Raw genomic sequence first — 17,255 nt, 5'->3', positions numbered from 1 at the left:
GATCTGTGACTACATGGGCTCCCGACGTTCTCGGCGACGGTTATCAACAGCTGACCATCCCTCTCGGCACCGACCCCGACGGCGAGGGCGAGGTGAAGGCGACGCTGATCCGCTACCAGCCCGCGCAGGAGACGAAGAAGACCGGCCGCGCCGTGCTCTACGTCCACGGATTCACCGACTACTTCTTCCAGAAACACCTGGCCGAGCACTTCGCCGAACAGGGTTACGCCTTCTTCGCACTCGATCTGCGCAAGTGCGGGCGCTCGCTCGAACCCGGCCAGACGCCGCACTTCGTCTCCGATCTGACGCTGTACGACGCCGAACTGAACGAGGCGTTGCGCCAGGTCCGGGAACAGACCGGTGACGGGGAGGTTCTGCTGGTCGCGCATTCGACGGGCGGTCTGGTTCTGCCGCTGTGGCTGCACCGCCTGCAGCGCAGGCCGGGCGGCACCGCCGCGCTCGGCATCAGCGGGGTCATCCTCAACAGCCCGTGGTTCGACCTGCAGGGTCCGTCGTACCTGCGGAACGTGGGGACGGTGGCCGTCGACGCGCTCGGGCGCGTCAAACGCAAGTCGATCATCCCGAAGACCGGGCTCGACACGTACGGCGTGAGCCTGCACGTGGAGGGCAACGGCATCTGGAACTACAACCTCGACTGGAAGCCGCTGAGCGGTTTCCCGGTCACGTTCGGGTGGCTGCGCGCGGTACGCCGCGGCCATGCCCAACTACACCGTGGTCTCGACATCGGGGTTCCCGCCCTGATCCTCCGGTCCAAGGCGTCGTACTTCGCGCCGCGGTACGACCCCAGGGTCGACACGGCCGACGCCGTCCTCGACGTCCGGCAGATCGCCCGCTGGGCGGGGTGCCTCGGCGACCGCACCACGATCGTCCCCATCGCGGGCGCCCGGCACGACGTATTCCTGTCCGCCGATCAGCCGCGGGCGGAGGCGTTCGCCGAAGTGGACCTCTGGCTCGACTGGCTGCACGGCCACAACGCCGCGGAGGCCAACCGATGACACATTTCGATCTGGCGATCATCGGTTCAGGGTCCGGCAACTCGCTGCCCGACGATCGGTTCGCGGACAAGACGGTCGCGATCCTGGAGGAGGGCACGTTCGGTGGGACGTGCCTGAACGTGGGCTGCATCCCGACGAAGATGTTCGTCTACGCCGCTGAGGTGGCCCGGACGGTCGGCAATTCCGCGAAGTACGGCGTCGACGCGGAGCTCGAGGGGGTGCGCTGGCCGGACATCGTCAAACGGGTCTTCGGCCGCATCGACCCGATCTCGGCCGGCGGGGAGCGCTACCGCGCCGAGGACAGCCCGAACACCACGCTGTTCCGCGGGCACGCGACGTTCGTGGGCCCACGGACCCTCGACACCGGAACCGGGGAGGTCGTCACCGCCGACCAGGTGGTGATCGCGGCAGGGTCCCGCCCGATCATTCCCGACGTGGTCCGGGAATCCGGCGTGCGGTACTACACGAACGACGACATCATGCGGTTGCCGGAGCTGCCCGAACGCATGGTGATCATCGGCGCGGGATACATCGCCGCCGAGTTCGCACACGTCTTCTCCGCGCTGGGCACCCGGGTGTCGCTGATCGCGCGCAGCGCTCACCTGCTGCGGCACCTCGACGAGGACGTCTCCCGCCGGTTCACGGATCTCGCTCAGAAGAAATGGGACGTGCACCGCGGCAGCGCCGTCGCAGCCGTGCGCAGCGACGGTGACGGCGTCGCGGTCGAACTCGAGGACGGCAGCGTCGTCTCGGGTGACGTTCTCCTGGTGGCGACCGGGCGGCAGTCGAACGGGGACGCCATCGGGGCCGCCGCCGGTGGCATCGACCTCGACGACGAGGGACGTGTCGTGGTCGACGACTATCAACGGACCAGTGCCGAAGGCGTTTTCGCGCTCGGTGACGTCTCCTCGCCGTACCAGCTCAAGCACGTGGCGAACCACGAGGCGCGTGTCGTTCAGCACAACCTCCTGCAGGACGCGTGGAGAGACACGTCGGGTCTGCGCGCCGCGGACCACCGGTTCGTTCCCGCCGCCGTGTTCACCGACCCGCAGATCGCGCACGTCGGGCTGACCGAGGCCGAGGCCCGGGAGGCTGGCTGGGACATCACCGTGAAGGTACAGGCGTACGGCGACGTCGCCTACGGGTGGGCGATGGAGGACGACGAGGGTCTGTGCAAGGTCATCGCCGAACGCGGCACCGGGCGGCTGCTCGGAGCGCACGTGATCGGCGCCCAGGCGCCCACGGTGATCCAGCCGCTGATCCAGGCAATGAGTTTCGGGCTGACGGCGCAGCAGATGGCGCGGGGGCAGTACTGGATCCACCCGGCGCTGCCCGAAGTCGTCGAGAACGCTCTCCTCGGCCTCGACCTACCGGCCGAGTGACGGTCGCCAAATCCGTCGCGCTGTTCGCCATCGCGGCGCTGTTCGAGATCGGCGGCGCGTGGCTGGTGTGGCAGGGCGTCCGCGAGCACCGGGGCTGGATCTGGATCGGCGCCGGTGTCGCGGCACTCGGGGCGTACGGGTTCGTCGCGACGATGCAGCCGGACGCCAACTTCGGCCGCGTCCTCGCCGCGTACGGCGGGGTGTTCGTCGCGGGCTCGCTGATCTGGGGCATGGTGGCCGACGGTTTCCGCCCGGACCGCTGGGACGTCTCGGGCGCCCTGATCTGCCTGCTGGGCATGGCCGTCATCATGTACGCCCCACGCTGAGCACGGTCGCACTCGGCGTGGGGCCGGGATCTACCAGGGGCTGGTGCGGAGAACGATCTCGGTGGCCAGCTCCGCCGCCGCGGCCGCCGGGACGTTGGTGACGTTGTCGAGTTGTACGACGCGGAAGTCGGAGTAGACGAAGCGTCCGCTCGCATCCGCCTCGGCACGCCGGTCGGGGCTGCCGATCATCACGGTCGTGGGGAGTTCGACCGGCGGGCAGTCGGATCCGCGCACCGCACCGGCGGCGTCGGGTGCGGCCGGATGCCCCCGGTCGGCCACCACGAGGCTGGCGAAGCGTCCGAACTGGCGAGCCGCCAGCGACCACGCCAGTTCGGCTCCTTCCCGGCTGCCGACGAGGTTGACCCACCCGACCTTCAGTTCGTCGAGCAGCGCCATGATCGTCGTCTCGTCGAGACCGGTGATGTCCTCGGGCACGATCGTGCGCAGATCGGAATTGTGCAGGCGCTCGCAGACGCCGTCGTAGACATCCGGTCCGTCGCCGGCCCCCGGTAGCAGGAGAACGGTGTGTTTGCTCTCCGGTCCGTCGATGCGGACCGTGCAGGTTCCATTTCCCACCGCCACGTGCGTCAGTTCCATGGGCTAAAAACTACGCGATCGGGGACGTCTTGCGCTCGGACCTCCCTGGTTCTATGGTTCATTACATGAGTAATGAACCGATCAACCGGCGGGGCGGGCGTCGATGATCGACAACGGCAGACCGCTGTTCCAGCAGATCGCAGAACTCATCGAGAACTCGATCATCGACGGAACCCTTCCCGAGGAAGGCCAGGTGCCGTCCACCAACGAGCTCGCCGCCTTCCACCGGATCAACCCGGCGACCGCAGCCAAGGGACTGAATCAGCTCGTCGCCGACGGGATCCTCTACAAGAAGAGGGGAATCGGAATGTTCGTCACCTCCGGCGCCCGGAACGCGCTGCGCTTCCGGCGACGCGAGCGGTTCGCGCGCCAGTTCATCGATCCGCTCGTCACCGAGGCGGACAAACTCGGCGTCAGCATCGCCGAACTCAAGACCATGCTCGACCAACGGGAGGGAGCACGATGATCGGCACAGCGTTCGACACGAAGACGGTCGCCTCGGCGCGGGGCCTCGGCAAGAGATTCGGCGACTTCATCGCACTCGACGGGATCGACTTCTCCCTGCAGGAGAACAAGATCTACGGTCTCCTCGGCCGAAACGGCGCCGGCAAGACCACGCTCATGCAGATCCTCACCGGCCAGGAGTTCCAGACTTCGGGTGTGGTCGAGATCTTCGGTCAGGACCCGCACGAGAATTCCCGGGTACTCACCGACGTCTGCTTCGTCAAGGAGAGCCAGAAGTACCCGGACGACTTCAGGGTCGGGCACGTCCTCGCGACCGCACGGCACCTGCTCCCCCACTGGAACGAGGAACTCGCACAGACACTGCTGGAGGATTTCGATCTTCCGTTGTGCCGCAAGGTGAAGAAGTTGTCGCGGGGCATGACGTCCGCGCTCGGTGTGACGGTCGGTCTGGCCTCCCGCGCACCGCTCACCCTGTTCGACGAGCCGTATCTCGGCCTCGACGCGGTGGCACGGCACCTCTTCTACGACCGCCTTCTCGCCGACTACGCCGAACACCCGCGCACGGTCGTGCTCTCCACACACCTCATCGACGAGGTCAGCGACCTGATCGAACACGTGATCCTGATCGACAAGGGACGGATCGTCCTCGACGAGGACACCGACGCGCTTCGGGAAGGCGCCGTCGTCGTCTCCGGCCTGGCCCCGCTTGTCGCCGACTTCACCTCGAACAAGACTGTCCTGCACCGTGAATCGCTGGGCAATCACGAACGGGCGACCGTGCAGGCCAGCCTGTCGGACTCCGAACGGGACCGAGCGATGGACGACGGCCTGCATTTCGAGCCGCTCAGCCTTCAACAACTCGTGGTCCGCAGCACCACGGCCACCAAGGAGGACGCACGATGACGAACCGGGTCCTGACCGTCTCCCGCATCCACACCGTCGCCTGGCCCCTGCTCGTCGCGTGGCCACTGGGCGTGCTGGTCGCGTCGTTCACGATCGGGGCGGCCATCTTCGCGATGGTCGGCGACACCGGCAGCGACACCAACTTCACCGGCGGCGTCTTCTCGCTGTTCGGGTTCGCCCTCGTGTTCTACCTGCAGGCCATGACACAGACGTTCCCATTCGCACTGGGGATGAGCGTCACCCGGCGCGACTATTTCGCGGCCACCCTGATCGTCGCCGCCGTCCAGGTCTTCGTGTTCGGGGTGATGCTCTACGGACTGTCGCTGATCGAGGAGGCCACCGGCGGCTGGGGTGTCGGGATGCGGATGTTCGCGATACCCAACTACTTCACGTCCGACCCGGCGATCCAGCTGGCCGCCGACTTCGCCTTCCTGTCGCTGACGGCGGCGGCGGGAATGTTCCTGGGCGCACTGCATCACCGGTGGCGGGTGGTGGGACTCTTCACGCTCGGCGTCGGCACTCTCCTCGCCGCGGGCGCCGCCGCGTTCGTGATCACGTGGCAGAAGTGGTGGCCGGACATCGGCCACTGGTTCGCCGACGTGCCCCGGTCGGTGCCGCTGGTGTGGCTTCCGGCACTGGCCGCGGTGGCAGGGATCGTCGCGGCGTGGGCACTCGTCCGGCGCGCGACGGCCTAACGCACCAGGGTCGACGCGATGGCCGGGAGGATTTTCGGGGCGCCCGCGCCGAGGAGGTCCTCGAGGGCGCGGAGATCGAGATTCTGCTCCACCAGGTCCGCCAGCAGATCGAGTTGAGCCGTCCGGATCGCGGCAACATCCGTGTCCGGCGCAGTGACGAAACCAGTTCTCCCCGCGTGTTCGGCCACGTCTTCCAGCAGGAGCCGGCGGAAGCGGTCGGTCTCGAGCAGTCCGTGCCAGTGCGTGCCGTAGACGGCGCCGCGGATACTGCCCTCCGCGGCGCCGCTGCTCGCGTGGAGCAGCGGCTGGTCGCCGTTGCGCCGCACCCGGCCGTGATGGATCTCGTACCCGGACACCGGAACTCCGTGGGCGTCGCCGCGCGCCTGCGCGAGCACCTTGTCCGGGGCGAACTCGACCTCGAGGTCGAGCAGTCCGAGGCCGGCCACCGTACCCCGGCCGGATTCGACGTCGTCGACGATCACGGAACCGAGCATCTGGTAGCCGCCACACACGCCGAGCACCGGGCCGCCGCGTTTCGCGTGCGCGGCGATCGCATCCGCGATGCCGTTGCGGCGCAACCATTCCAGATCCGACACGGTCGACTTGCTGCCGGGCAGGACGATCAGGTCGGTGTCCTCCAGCCGCGACGGGTCGGTGACCCAGCGCACCGACACCCCGGGTTCGCACGCGAGCGCCTCGACGTCCGTCGAATTGGAGATGCGGGGCAGGCGGATCGCGGCCACGCGCAGCCAGTCGTCGCCGATCGGTGGTGCCGGACGTCCGACCGGGGCGTCCGCCACCACACCGAGCGAATCCTCCGCGTCGAGCCACAGGTCCTCGGCGAAGGGAATCACCCCGAGCGTCGGGCGTCCCGTCATGGCCGTCAACTGCTCGAGGCCCGGCGCCAGCAACGACACGTCGCCGCGGAACTTGTTGATCACGAATCCCGCGATCAACGCCTGGTCTTCGGGCTCGAGGACCGCCACGGTGCCGAACAGGTGGGCGAGCACTCCACCGCGGTCGATGTCGCCGACGACGACCACCGGCAGGTCGGCGGCCCGGGCGAGGCCCATGTTCGCGAGGTCCGTGGCTCGCAGGTTGATCTCGGCGGGTGAGCCCGCTCCCTCGCAGATCACGACGTCGTACTCGGCGCGCAGCGAGCCCAGTTCCTCGGCCACCACCGCGCGCAGGTGCTGCCGGTGCTCGATGTAGTCGCGGGCTCCGACGGTCGTCACCGCGCGGCCGCGCACCACCAGTTGCGACGTGCGGTCGCTACCCGGCTTCAGCAGCACGGGGTTGAAGCGGACACTCGGCTCCAGTCCGCAGGCCGCGGCCTGCAGGGCCTGCGCCCGGCCGATCTCGCCGCCGTCCAGCGTGACGACGGAGTTGTTCGACATGTTCTGCGCCTTGAACGGCGCCACCCGGACACCTCGCCGCGCGAGCATCCGGCACAGTCCCGCGACGAGCACACTCTTGCCCGCGTCGGACGTGGTGCCGGCGACGAGCAGGGCGCCCTTCCACCGGCTCTCGCTCAAGGCAGGGTGAGGATCTCGTTGCCGGTCTCGGTGACCACGATGGTGTGCTCGAACTGAGCCGTCCACTTGCGATCCTTGGTGACGACGGTCCAGTCGTCGTCCCAGATCTCCCAGCCGATGCCGCCGAGGTTGATCATCGGTTCGATCGTGAACACCATGCCGGGTTCGATGACCGTGTCCACGGAGGGCTCGTCGTAGTGGAGGACGACGAGGCCGTTGTGGAAGGTGGTGCCGATGCCGTGTCCGGTGAAGTCGCGGACCACGCCGTAGCCGAAGCGGTGCGCGTACGACTCGATGACGCGGCCGATGACGTTGAGCGCGCGGCCCGGCTTGACGGCCTTGATGGCGCGCATCGTCGCCTCGTGGGTCCGCTCCACCAGCAACCGGTTCTCCTCGGCGACGTCCCCGGCGAGGAACGTGGCGTTGGTGTCTCCGTGCACGCCGCCGATGTAGGCGGTGACGTCGATGTTGACGATGTCGCCGTCCTGGATCACCGTCGAGTCGGGGATGCCGTGGCAGATCACCTCGTTCAGCGACGTGCAGCACGACTTGGGGAAGCTCTTGTAGCCGAGCGTCGACGGATAGGCGCCGTGATCGATCATGTACTCGTGCGCGATGCGGTCGAGCTCGTCGGTGGTGACACCCGGCGCCACCGCCTTACCGGCCTCCTGCAGGGCCCGGGCGGCGATCTTGCTCGCCACCCGCATGGCCTCGATGGTCTCCGGGGTCTGAACCCACGGCTCGTTGCCTTCCTTCGCCGTGGGCTTCCACGCGTACTCGGGACGCTCGATCCCCGCCGGTACGGCGAGGACGGGAGACACGGTTCCGGGGCTCAGTGCTGTGCGGACAGACATGGGTACCAGGTTAGCCCCGTGCACGGCCCGGTCGCCTCCGGACCCGTCGGGCGCGTCGACGTCACTCCCGCAGTGTGGTGAGGAAGGCGATCCGGTCGCCGCGGTAGAGGGAACGCACCCGTTCGATCGGCACGCCGTCGGTGTCGAGCGAGACGCGGTGGAGCCGAAGCATCGGCATCGCGGTGGTCGAGTCGAGCAGCGCGGCCTCCCGCGGGGAGGCCAGCACGGTCTCGATCCGCTCGGTCGCCGACGCGAACACCACGCCGGTCTCGCGGATCGCCGCGTACAGCGAGGTACCCGGATCGAATCGGCGCGCCATCTCCCCGAACCGGCCGGCGGGCAGATGGGTGCTCTCGAGCCCGATCTTCTCGTCGTCCGCGAGCAGGACGCGTTCGAGGTGGATGACCGGCGCTCCGAACGCGAGACCGAGCGCCTCGGCGAGATCCGCGTCGGCGCCGAGTTCCTCGAACGTCACCAGTTCGCGCCCGGGCACCCGGCCCTGACTGACCGCACCCTCGGTGTAGGACCGCAACGACAGCGGTTGCACGAGCTTCGGGCTGGCGACGACGGTGCCGCGGCCGCGACGCTCGACGCGACCCTCGACCAGCAGTTCGTGGATGGCCTGCCGCACCGTTTCGCGGGACACCGTGAACCGCAGGGCCAGTTCCCGCTCCGCAGGGATCGCGTCGCCCACCTCGAGTTCGGCGAGGATCGACTCGAGTTCGGTGCGGACCCGGTAGTACTTGGGGACGTTCGGCGTTTCCGTCATAGCGTGGCTGTCACCGCAAGCCGCACTCTGCGCGCGACGGCGATCACGTCGGGGACGCTCGGGGCCTGCGCCCCGGGGATTTTCGCGGCGTCGTCGTAGCGCCGGAGCCGGACGGCGTCGGGCCAGTACGGGTGGCCGGTGAACGCGGCGTCCACGGCGGCGCCGCCCCGAACTTCCAATGTCGTCACCGATTGCGCGGAGAGGGTTGCCGCATAACCGGATTCGGTGGCCACCAGATAGCGCTTGGCCGCGACGTGCGCCCCGGCGAGCCACCCGGCGCGTTCCCCGAATCGCGGCGTGAGCCAGTCACGCGCCTCGCGATCGTGCGCGCAGTCGTCGGGAAACCCGAGCGCGGGACTGCGGGCGATGTCGTGCAGTGCGGCGGCGAGGATCAACTCGTCGTCGGCACCGTCGTCCATCGCCCGCCCCGCGGACTGGAGGGCGTGGTCGAGTTCGTCGATCGCCTCGCCGTCGTAGACGTCGCGCAGCGACCACAGTGCCCCGGCAGTTTCGATCAGCACGGACTCTCCGGACGCGCTGCCGTCGTCGTTCATGCGGCCGAGCGTACCCGAAAAATGGTCTATACCAATTGTTCACCCGGCGTTCTCCTCGCAGTGGCCCAATGGTCTAGACCAAACGGCAAGCTCCTTTTCACAGTCCCCTCATCGTTAGGAACACCCCATGCGTCTTCGTCCCCGGATCGTCGCGGCCGCGCTGGCCGCGACCCTCCTCACCCTCGGAACCGCCTGCGGCGGAACCGGCACCGCCGCCGATTCGGGCACCGACACGGTCACCGTCTACAGCGCCGACGGGTTGTCCGGTTGGTACCAGTCGCGTTTCGACGCCTTCACCGCACAGACCGGAATCGCGGTGAACCTCGTCGAGGCCGGATCCGGCGAAGTCGTCTCTCGTCTCGAGAAGGAACAGTCGAACCCGCAGGCCGACGTCGTCGTGACGCTGCCGCCATTCATCCAGAAGGCCGACTCCCAGGGACTCCTCGTTCCGAGCGGTGTCGACACCTCCGCGGTTCCCGCGGCGGAGAAGGACGCGGCCGGTCACTACGTTCCCGTCGTCGAGAACTACCTGTCCTTCATCGCCAACCCGGCGGCCGCACCTGCTCCCCGGACCTGGGACGACCTGCTGTCCGACCAGTTCGAGGGCAAGATCCAATACTCCACCCCCGGCCAGGCCGGCGACGGCACCGCAGTGCTGCTGCTCCTGCAGCATCTGAGGGGCAAGGAGGGCGCGCTCGACTACCTCGCGAAGCTGCAGGCCAACAACGTGGGACCGTCGTCCTCGACCGGCAAGCTGCAGCCGAAGGTCAGCAACGGCGAACTGCTCGTGGCCAACGGTGACGTGCAGATGAACCTCACGTCGATCGCCGACGACGGCTCGAAATTCGACCTCTTCTTCCCCGCTGCCGCGGACGGCACCACCCGCACCACCGTCGCCCTGCCGTACGTGATGGGTCTTGCGAAGGGGGCGCCCCGCAGCGAGCAGGGCAGGCAGCTGATGGAGTTCCTGCTCGCCGAGGAGTCGCAGAAGACGGTCGCCGACGAGGCGCTCGGCATGCCGGTCCGCGAGGACGTGCGCGCCGCCGCGGGCCAGAGCGCCCCGGCGCGGGCACTGCAGGGGGTCCAGGTGTGGTCGCCGAACTGGAACGACGTACTCACCGAACTCGATTCGGACGTCGCCGCGTACCAGAAGGCCACCGGGAGCTGATCGTGTCGGGACTTCCAGCCAGGCGGGTAGACCCGTCGTACACCACCGCGGTCCGCGGAGCCACCGATTTCTCCGCGCCGGCCGTCACGTTCGACCGCGTCACCGTCGCCTACGGCCGCGGGAAGGGCGTCACCCACGCCCTGATCGATTTCAACCTGCGCGTCGGCCGCGGTGAGACGGTGGCCCTGCTCGGCCCCAGCGGGTCCGGGAAGTCGACCGCGCTCAAGGCGCTCGCGGGATTCGTCCGCCCCACTTCGGGTTCCGTGCGGCTCGGATCCCGCGACGTCACCGACCTACCGCCCGCGAAACGGGGAATCGGCGTCGTGGTGCAGTCGTACGCGCTGTTCCCGCACATGCGGGTGGCCGACAACGTCGCGTTCGGCCTCCGCTCCCATCGGGTGCCGCGGGCGGAGATCTGCGCGCGGGTGGCCGAGGCCCTCGACATGGTCGACATGGCCGCCTACGGCAAACGCCTGCCGCGTGAACTGTCGGGCGGACAGCAGCAGCGGATCGCGATCGCGCGGGCCCTCGCGATCCGGCCCGCAGTCCTGCTGCTCGACGAACCACTCGCCGCGCTGGACGCGCAACTGCGCGAGAGCATGCTCGGTGAGCTCTCGCGACTGCGTGCGGCCCTGCCCGACACCGCGATGCTCTACGTCACGCACGATCAGAGCGAGGCGCTGGCGCTGGCCGACCGGATCGCCGTCATGCGGAACTCACGGCTCGCCGACATCGACACCGCCGAGAACCTCTGGAAGCGGCCGCCGAGCAGTTTCACCGCGGAATTCCTCGGCGGTGCCAACCTGCTGCCGTGCACCGTCACCCGGGTGATCGGGACGTCGGCGCTCGTGTCGATCGGCGGTGTTCCCGTCACTGCCACCGCCCCTCAACCCGACATCGGGCACGTGGAATGGGAGTCGGACCTGCCCGCGTTCCTGTGTGTCCGCCCGCATGCGGTGACGCTGACCGCGCCCGGCGCGCGGGGTTCGTTCTCGGCGCGGATCGTCTCGACGGTGTGGCGGGGATCGACCACGCGGATCACACTCGCCGTCGACGACTTCGAGGGAGTGCAGGTGGACGCGGACGTGTCCGGTCACGACCAGCGCGCTCCGGGCACCGTCGTCGGCGTGCAGTTCCCGTCCGACGGCAGCGTCCTGGTGCCGGCGACATGACCGCGACCCTCGAGCGTCCGCCCGCCGCGACGGCCCCGCCCCGCCCCGAGCCGGTCCGGTGGCGGGGCATCGCGTGGACGCTCCCACCCCTGCTGCTCGTACTTGTACTTGCCGCCTACCCGATGGCCCGGGTGCTCACCGAATCCCTCGACTCCGATACCGGTTCGGGTCTGGACACCTGGTCCGGCGTCCTCGGGTCGGAACTGTTCCGCACGGCGCTGTGGCGGACGGTGCAGATCGCCGCCCTCTCCACCCTCGGCTGCCTGATCCTCGGCACGTTACTGGCGCTCGTGCTGGCGTTCGTCCCGTTCACGGGATCGAAGGTCGTGGGACGGCTGATCGATGCGGTGCTGTCGCTGCCGTCGTTCCTGATCACGCTGGCGTTCACGTTCCTCTATGGCACGGCGGGGGCAGTGAACGCGCTGATCGCGCGGATCACCGGCGACGCCGACGGACCGCTGAACTTCCTCGGCACCCCACTCGGGGTGATCGCCGCGGAGATCACGTTCTTCACGCCGTTCGTCGTCCGCCCCCTGCTCGCCGCGTTCACCCAGATCCCCCGCGAACAACTCGACGTCGCCGCCAGTCTCGGGGCGTCGCCGCTGCGGGTACTCCGGACCGTGGTGATGCCCGAGGCATGGCCCGCACTGATGGCGGGTGGATCGCTGGTGCTGCTGCTCACCCTCAACGAGTTCGGCATCGTCCTGTTCACGGGCGCCAAGGACGTGGTGACGCTGCCCGTCCTGATCTACACGCGCGGCATCGTCACGTTCGACCTGCCGGGCGCCGCCGTGATCGCCACCGTCCAGGTGGCGCTGTCGCTGACCCTGTACTTCACGTACCGATTCGTGTTCGCGAAGCTGACGGGAGGCAGCCGTGCTGCTGTGGACGACAAGATCTAGGGCGCTGACCCTGAGCCTGTTCGCACTGGTGGTGACCGTCGTGTTCGCGGCACCGATCGCCACCGTGGTCGCTGCCGCGCTGGCCGGATCCTGGACGGGCCCACTGCCCTCGAACCTCGGCGGCCGGAACTTCGCGGCGGCACTGTCCGACGAGAATCTCGCCAGCCTTGCCGTCAGCCTGCAGACGGCGTTCGTCGCGGGCGCACTGGCGCTGGTGGTCGGGACGTGGGCGGCACTCGCTGCGCGGGAGGCGCCGGCGTGGTTGCGCCGCATCACCGACGCCGTCTTTCACCTGCCGATCGCGATCCCGTCCGTGGCGATCGGTCTGGGTCTGCTGATCACGTTCAACTCGCGGCCGCTCCTGCTCGGCGGAACCAAGTGGATCGTGATCCTGGCGCACACGATCCTCGTGCTGGCCTTCACGTTCAGTGCCGTGTCGGCGGCACTGGACCGGCTCGATCCGGCCTACCGGCAGGCGGCCGAATCCCTCGGCGCCGGTCCCACCCGCGTCCTGCTGCGGATCACGCTGCCGCTCCTGCTCCCTGCGCTCGGCGCCGCCGCGGGCCTGTCGATCGCGCTGTCGATGGGCGAACTGGGCGCCACCGTGATGGTGTATCCGGCAACATGGAAGACGTTGCCGGTGAGCATCTTCGGGCTCACCGACCGCGGTCAGGTGTTCCTCGCCGCCGCCGACACCACCCTGCTGTTGGCGGTCACCCTCCTCGCCCTGCTGGTCGTCGGCCGCCTCCGCAGGCGCTGACGCACCCGTGCGCCTTTCCGGTAGCTGGAGCTACCGGAAAGGCGCACGGGCCCGGAGGGCCTACTTCTGGCGGAGCAGGTACCGCTGCACCTTGCCGCTGGGGGTCTTCGGCAGGTTGGGGACGAAATGCACGGTGCGCGGGTAGGCGTGCGCCGCGAACTTCTTCTTCACCAGCGTCTGCAGCTCGACCTCCAGTTCGTCGGTCCCGTCGACGCCGTCGCGCAGGACCACGAACGCCTCGAGTACCTCACCCCGCAACTCGTCGGGCATCCCGACGACCGCAGCCTCGACGACGTCGTCGTGCATGACGAGCACACTCTCCACGTCGAAGGGCCCGATCCGGTAGCCGGCCATGATGATCACGTCGTCGTCGCGGGCGGAGAAGAAGTAGAAGCCGTCCTCGTCGGTCTGCCCGGCGTCGCCGGTGAGGTACCAGCGACCGTCGGCGGTGAACCGCTGCGCGGTCTTCTCCGGGGCGTCGACGTAGCCGGTGAACCACATCAGCGGGCTGCCCAGGGTGTCGATCGCCACCCGGCCGGGGGTCCGCGGCGGGGCGATCGCGTCGGAGTCGTCCTCGAGCACGGCGCACGCCCACCCCGGCAGTGGTTTGCCCATGGACCCGTCGCGCACCTCTTCCCGCAGTCCGTCGGCCCAGGAGTTGGCGATGAACATGCCGTGCTCGGTCTGGCCGTAGTGGTCGCGCACGAACACGTTCAGGTTGGCCTCGGCCCACGAGATCACGTCGGGAGTGAGCGGTTCACCCGCCGACGACGCGCGTCGCAGTGTCACCGTCTCGGGGATCGGCGTGGGGTCGGCCCGCAGGCTGCGGTAGACCGTCGGCGCGGCGGCGAAGTTGGTGACGCCGAAGCGTTCCATCACCTGCCAGGTGAGGGGCGCGGAGAATCCGGCGTGCAGCAGGATGCTGCGGGTGCCCGCGGCGAGGGGTCCGAGCAGGGCGTAGTAGAGGCCGTAGGCCCAGCCGGGGTCGGCGGCGTTCCAGAACACGTCGTCCTTGCGGACGTCGAGGCCGAACTCCTGGTAGGCGTGGAACGACGCGAGGGCCCGCAGCCGCACCGGCACTCCCTTCGGTGTTCCGGTCGTGCCGCTCGTGAACAACTGGACGAGGGGTCCGTCGCCGCCGACCGTGACGGCCGCACCCTTCGCATCCGCGGCGTCGTGCGACTCCACCAGCGTCGCGAAGTCGAGAGCATCGCAGCCGGCCCCGCCCACGACGACGACCTGCCAGGACGCGTCCGCGGGGATGTCCTCCCCGGGGGTCAGCTTGTCGAGCTGGTTGGCGTCGGAGACGACGACCTTCGCCCCGCTCGCACCCAGCCGGAACGCGATCGCGGGCGGCGCAAACGCGGTGAACAGGGGAACGTGGACGGCACCCCGGCGCCAGATGCCGAGCAGCGCGACGACCAGTTCGGCCGACTTGCCCATCAGCGTCGCGACGTGGTCACCCGGCTCGACGCCGAGGTCCGCGAGTGCGGCGGCGAATCGCGTCGACTGCTCGCGCAGGTAGCCGTAGGTGAGGTCCGTCGACGACAGATCCGATTCGACGACGGTGAATGCCACGTCGTCGGCGGGGTGTCGATCACACAGCAGTTCCGCGGCGGACGCCGTCGGCGTGTCGTACTGGTCCAGCAGCTCACGCACGCGTGCGGTGGGATCGGTGGTCATGCGGTACTCCTTGTGCTCTCATGGCCCGTGACAGATGGTCGGGCCCTCGCCCGAACTCACTACGGTTATGATCTAGCTCACAGACCGCTGTGACTACCCCCGGAAAGGGGTGACCGACTTGGTTGCTCGTGCACCGTCGCTGCTGCGCCCTCGGGACGGGGACGCACTTCGCGGTGAGCTGCGCTCCATCGCAGCTCACGGCGTCGCGCCGGTCCTGTTCGGCGGCGAGGTCCAGGACGGCACACTGCACCTCAGCGAGTTCGTCGGCACTCGCACCAACAACCTCAAGGGCCTCGCCATCCCCTCGCGTTCCGGTCTCGGCGGCCGCGTGGTCGCCCAGCGCACACCGGCGGCGGTCAACGACTACGGCCGCTCCTCGACCATTACCCACCACTACGACCGGCCCGTCCTCAGTGAGGGGCTCCGGTCCATCCTCGCGGTACCGGTCATGGTGCGGGGCAGCTCGCGCGCCGTGCTCTACGCCGCCATCCGCGACTGCGCACCGATCGGCGACCGCACCGCCGACATCGTCGTCGCGGCATCCCGGCGCCTCGGCACCGAGATCGCCATCCGGGACGAGGTCGATCGCCGCCTCGAGATGATGAAGACGCTCGACGTGGGCGGTGCCGGCGGCGCCACCACCGAGGAGCTCCGCGACATCCACGCGGAGCTGCGGAGTGTGGCGCAGACCGTCGCCGACACCTCGTTGCAGGCCCGTCTCCGTGGGTTGTCGCAGCGACTGGCGGGCATTCTGCGGCCGGACGCCGACGGCGGCGACGAGGACCCCGGCGTCCGCCTCACTCCACGTGAGATCGACGTCCTGTCCCACGTGGCCCTGGGATGCACCAACAGCGAAGCAGCACAGCGCCTCTCGGTGGGACCCGAGACGGTCAAGAGTTACCTGCGTAGTGCCATGAGCAAGCTCGACGCACGGTCGCGGCACGAGGCGGTGGTGACCGCGCGCAGGCTCGGGCTGCTCCCCTAGCGAACACAGTCTTCTCGAACGAGGGACGCAGGCGGTAGCGAAAGGCGGTGGATCATGGGATCGACAGCGGACGCCACGAGTTCGAACGCACCGGATTCGAGTTCGCCCGAACAGCCGAGCCTCAAACGGGTGATGGGCCCAGGGCTGCTGCTGTTGTTCATCGTCGGCGACATCCTGGGTACCGGGATCTACGCGCTCACCGGCAAGGTCGCCAACCAGGTCGGGGGCGCGGTGTGGCTGCCGTTCCTGGTGGCGTTCGTCGTCGCGATCATCACCGCATTCAGTTATCTGGAGCTGGTCACCAAGTTCCCGAAGGCCGCCGGCGCCGCGCTGTACACGCACAAGGCGTTCGGGGTGCACTTCCTCACGTACATGGTCGCGTTCGCGGTGATGTGCTCGGGAATCACGTCCGCGTCGACGGCGTCGCGGGCGTTCGCCGCCAATTTCGTCGAGGCGTTCCACCTCGACTTCTCCACCGGGATCGGCATCACCCTGCTCGGTCTCGGCTTCATGACGCTGGTGGGGCTCGTCAACTTCCGCGGGGTCAGCGAGAGCGTCAAGACCAACGTCGTACTCACCTGTGTCGAGCTGTCCGGCCTCCTGATCATCATCATGATCGGGCTGTGGGCCCTCGGCGTCGGCGACGGCGACTTCTCCCGGGTGGCCACGTTCGACACCGGCGACCGATCCGCACTCGGCGCGGTCGTCGCGGGAACCGCCCTCGCCTTCTTCGCGATGGTCGGGTTCGAGGACTCGGTCAACATGGCCGAAGAATGCAAGGAGCCGAGCCGCATCTTCCCCAAGGTCCTGCTGACCGGCCTGATCATCACCGGCTGCATCTACGTGTTCGTGTCGATCACCGCGATCGCGCTCGTGCCGGTGGCCGAACTCGGCGAGGGTGACACTCCGCTGCTGAAGGTCGTTCAGGCCGGGGCGCCCGGGTTCCCGATCGGGATCTTCGCGTTCATCACCATGTTCGCCGTCGCCAACACGGCACTGATCAACATGCTGATGGCGAGCCGGTTGCTGTACGGCATGAGCCGCGAGGGTGTCCTGCCTCCCCCGCTCGGCAAGGTTCACGCCACCCGGCGCACGCCGTACGTGGCCATCGTCTTCACCACGATCCTCGCCTTCGGCCTCATCACGTTCGTCGGTGAGGTCCCCGAACTCGGCGGCACCACCGCACTGCTGCTGCTGGGCGTGTTCACCATCGTCAACATCACCGTGCTCGTCTTGCGCAAGCAGCCGGTGGAGCACAAGCATTTCCGGGTGCCGACCATCTTTCCGATCATCGGCGCCCTCACGTGTGGCTTCCTCGTCACTCCTTTCGCCGACCGTCCCGCGGTGCAGTACCAGATCGCGGGCGTTCTCCTCGGAATCGGTGTCGTGCTGTGGGCCGGGACCGTCCTCGTGAACAAGAGGCTCGGCAAGGGCGGGCCCCAGATCGACCCCGAGAAACTCGCCGAGCACGAGTGACCCGCCCGGTCGC

General features: G+C 68.6%; 18 protein-coding genes. 12 read left to right on the top strand and 6 right to left on the bottom strand.

Annotation, left to right across the window (positions count from 1 at the left end; genetic code table 11):
* The first annotated feature begins 5 nt into the window (after positions 1–5).
* Genes CJ177_RS06265 through CJ177_RS06255 form a run of 3 tightly spaced genes read left to right on the top strand, consistent with a single transcriptional unit; the run spans position 6 to position 2,724 of the window.
* Positions 6–1,016 (top strand): alpha/beta hydrolase, encoded by a 1,011-nt coding sequence (locus CJ177_RS06265; RefSeq protein WP_005240600.1) that lies wholly within the window; start codon positions 6–8, stop codon positions 1,014–1,016.
* Positions 1,013–2,398, top strand: coding sequence for a mycothione reductase (mtr, locus tag CJ177_RS06260; RefSeq protein WP_061046016.1), 1,386 nt, complete (start codon positions 1,013–1,015; stop codon positions 2,396–2,398). The genes CJ177_RS06265 and mtr overlap by 4 nt, the downstream gene beginning before the upstream one ends.
* Complete coding sequence (locus CJ177_RS06255; RefSeq protein ID WP_061046015.1) at positions 2,395–2,724, top strand: YnfA family protein; 330 nt, start codon at positions 2,395–2,397, stop codon at positions 2,722–2,724. Before mtr ends, CJ177_RS06255 begins: the two co-directional genes overlap by 4 nt.
* A 30-nt stretch (positions 2,725–2,754) precedes the next feature.
* Here CJ177_RS06255 and CJ177_RS06250 read toward each other — a convergent pair whose 3' ends face one another.
* A complete protein-coding gene (locus CJ177_RS06250) occupies positions 2,755–3,321 on the bottom strand; it encodes an alpha/beta fold hydrolase (RefSeq protein ID WP_025432360.1) in 567 nt (188 codons plus the stop codon).
* Positions 3,322–3,424: 103 nt separating this feature from the next.
* On the opposite strand from CJ177_RS06250, the gene CJ177_RS06245 reads away from it, so the two are divergent.
* Genes CJ177_RS06245 through CJ177_RS06235 form a run of 3 tightly spaced genes read left to right on the top strand, consistent with a single transcriptional unit; the run spans position 3,425 to position 5,384 of the window.
* The gene (locus CJ177_RS06245; protein WP_005259287.1) at positions 3,425–3,787 is read left to right on the top strand and encodes a GntR family transcriptional regulator; all 363 of its coding nucleotides are present in this window, start codon (positions 3,425–3,427) and stop codon (positions 3,785–3,787) included.
* The gene (locus tag CJ177_RS06240; RefSeq protein ID WP_095867415.1) at positions 3,784–4,689 is read left to right on the top strand and encodes an ABC transporter ATP-binding protein; all 906 of its coding nucleotides are present in this window, start codon (positions 3,784–3,786) and stop codon (positions 4,687–4,689) included. Before CJ177_RS06245 ends, CJ177_RS06240 begins: the two co-directional genes overlap by 4 nt.
* Entirely contained in the window at positions 4,686–5,384 is a 699-nt protein-coding gene (locus CJ177_RS06235) for a hypothetical protein (RefSeq protein WP_061046013.1), read from the top strand. The genes CJ177_RS06240 and CJ177_RS06235 overlap by 4 nt, the downstream gene beginning before the upstream one ends.
* Here CJ177_RS06235 and CJ177_RS06230 read toward each other — a convergent pair.
* The 4 genes from CJ177_RS06230 to CJ177_RS06215 form a co-directional block, all read right to left on the bottom strand.
* Positions 5,381–6,919, bottom strand: coding sequence for a cobyric acid synthase (locus tag CJ177_RS06230; protein WP_095867414.1), 1,539 nt, complete (start codon positions 6,917–6,919; stop codon positions 5,381–5,383). The two genes, CJ177_RS06235 and CJ177_RS06230, sit on opposite strands and share 4 nt — an antisense overlap.
* On the bottom strand, positions 6,916–7,773 hold the full coding sequence (gene map / locus CJ177_RS06225; protein WP_095867413.1) for a type I methionyl aminopeptidase: 858 nt from the start codon (positions 7,771–7,773) through the stop codon (positions 6,916–6,918). Before map ends, CJ177_RS06230 begins: the two co-directional genes overlap by 4 nt.
* A gap of 61 nt (positions 7,774–7,834) precedes the next feature.
* On the bottom strand, positions 7,835–8,542 hold the full coding sequence (locus CJ177_RS06220; protein WP_005240583.1) for a GntR family transcriptional regulator: 708 nt from the start codon (positions 8,540–8,542) through the stop codon (positions 7,835–7,837).
* Positions 8,539–9,096 carry a hypothetical protein gene (locus CJ177_RS06215; protein ID WP_061701000.1) on the bottom strand — a complete coding sequence of 186 codons (558 nt, stop codon included), beginning with the start codon at positions 9,094–9,096 and terminating at the stop codon, positions 8,539–8,541. Before CJ177_RS06215 ends, CJ177_RS06220 begins: the two co-directional genes overlap by 4 nt.
* Before the next feature lie 127 nt (positions 9,097–9,223).
* On the opposite strand from CJ177_RS06215, the gene CJ177_RS06210 reads away from it, so the two are divergent.
* Genes CJ177_RS06210 through CJ177_RS06195 form a run of 4 tightly spaced genes read left to right on the top strand, consistent with a single transcriptional unit; the run spans position 9,224 to position 13,098 of the window.
* A complete protein-coding gene (locus CJ177_RS06210) occupies positions 9,224–10,264 on the top strand; it encodes a 2-aminoethylphosphonate ABC transporter substrate-binding protein (protein WP_005240579.1) in 1,041 nt (346 codons plus the stop codon).
* 2 nt (positions 10,265–10,266) lie between these two features.
* A complete protein-coding gene (locus tag CJ177_RS06205) occupies positions 10,267–11,436 on the top strand; it encodes an ABC transporter ATP-binding protein (protein WP_095867412.1) in 1,170 nt (389 codons plus the stop codon).
* Positions 11,433–12,338 (top strand): 2-aminoethylphosphonate ABC transporter permease subunit, encoded by a 906-nt coding sequence (locus tag CJ177_RS06200; protein WP_095867411.1) that lies wholly within the window; start codon positions 11,433–11,435, stop codon positions 12,336–12,338. The genes CJ177_RS06205 and CJ177_RS06200 overlap by 4 nt, the downstream gene beginning before the upstream one ends.
* Positions 12,313–13,098, top strand: coding sequence for an ABC transporter permease (locus CJ177_RS06195; RefSeq protein ID WP_061046010.1), 786 nt, complete (start codon positions 12,313–12,315; stop codon positions 13,096–13,098). The genes CJ177_RS06200 and CJ177_RS06195 overlap by 26 nt, the downstream gene beginning before the upstream one ends.
* Positions 13,099–13,158: 60 nt before the next feature.
* On the opposite strand, the gene CJ177_RS06190 is transcribed toward CJ177_RS06195, so the two are convergent.
* The gene (locus CJ177_RS06190) at positions 13,159–14,781 is read right to left on the bottom strand and encodes an AMP-binding protein (RefSeq protein WP_061701002.1); all 1,623 of its coding nucleotides are present in this window, start codon (positions 14,779–14,781) and stop codon (positions 13,159–13,161) included.
* 109 nt (positions 14,782–14,890) lie between these two features.
* On the opposite strand from CJ177_RS06190, the gene CJ177_RS06185 reads away from it, so the two are divergent.
* Both CJ177_RS06185 and CJ177_RS06180 read left to right on the top strand, forming a co-directional pair.
* Complete coding sequence (locus CJ177_RS06185; RefSeq protein WP_061701003.1) at positions 14,891–15,766, top strand: LuxR C-terminal-related transcriptional regulator; 876 nt, start codon at positions 14,891–14,893, stop codon at positions 15,764–15,766.
* A gap of 54 nt (positions 15,767–15,820) precedes the next feature.
* A complete protein-coding gene (locus CJ177_RS06180) occupies positions 15,821–17,242 on the top strand; it encodes an APC family permease (RefSeq protein WP_095867410.1) in 1,422 nt (473 codons plus the stop codon).
* Positions 17,243–17,255 lie beyond the last annotated feature (13 nt).

The organism is Rhodococcus sp. ACPA1 (assembly GCF_002300195.1).
GTDB lineage: Bacteria > Actinomycetota > Actinomycetes > Mycobacteriales > Mycobacteriaceae > Rhodococcus_F > Rhodococcus_F opacus.
Note: the sequence above shows the minus strand (reverse complement) of the source record. Positions and strands in the feature narration are given on the sequence as shown.

What these genes read in the sequence shown, in the direction of transcription:
- mtr (WP_061046016.1), top strand. Translation starts at nt 1,013, where the DNA reads ATGACACATTTCGATCTGGCGATCATCGGTTCAGGGTCCGGCAACTCG.
- CJ177_RS06250 (WP_025432360.1), bottom strand. Translation starts at nt 3,321, where the DNA reads ATGGAACTGACGCACGTGGCGGTGGGAAATGGAACCTGCACGGTCCGC.
- CJ177_RS06245 (WP_005259287.1), top strand. Translation starts at nt 3,425, where the DNA reads ATGATCGACAACGGCAGACCGCTGTTCCAGCAGATCGCAGAACTCATC.
- CJ177_RS06240 (WP_095867415.1), top strand. Translation starts at nt 3,784, where the DNA reads ATGATCGGCACAGCGTTCGACACGAAGACGGTCGCCTCGGCGCGGGGC.
- CJ177_RS06235 (WP_061046013.1), top strand. Translation starts at nt 4,686, where the DNA reads ATGACGAACCGGGTCCTGACCGTCTCCCGCATCCACACCGTCGCCTGG.
- map (WP_095867413.1), bottom strand. Translation starts at nt 7,773, where the DNA reads ATGTCTGTCCGCACAGCACTGAGCCCCGGAACCGTGTCTCCCGTCCTC.
- CJ177_RS06220 (WP_005240583.1), bottom strand. Translation starts at nt 8,542, where the DNA reads ATGACGGAAACGCCGAACGTCCCCAAGTACTACCGGGTCCGCACCGAA.
- CJ177_RS06215 (WP_061701000.1), bottom strand. Translation starts at nt 9,096, where the DNA reads ATGAACGACGACGGCAGCGCGTCCGGAGAGTCCGTGCTGATCGAAACT.
- CJ177_RS06210 (WP_005240579.1), top strand. Translation starts at nt 9,224, where the DNA reads ATGCGTCTTCGTCCCCGGATCGTCGCGGCCGCGCTGGCCGCGACCCTC.
- CJ177_RS06200 (WP_095867411.1), top strand. Translation starts at nt 11,433, where the DNA reads ATGACCGCGACCCTCGAGCGTCCGCCCGCCGCGACGGCCCCGCCCCGC.
- CJ177_RS06190 (WP_061701002.1), bottom strand. Translation starts at nt 14,781, where the DNA reads ATGACCACCGATCCCACCGCACGCGTGCGTGAGCTGCTGGACCAGTAC.
- CJ177_RS06180 (WP_095867410.1), top strand. Translation starts at nt 15,821, where the DNA reads ATGGGATCGACAGCGGACGCCACGAGTTCGAACGCACCGGATTCGAGT.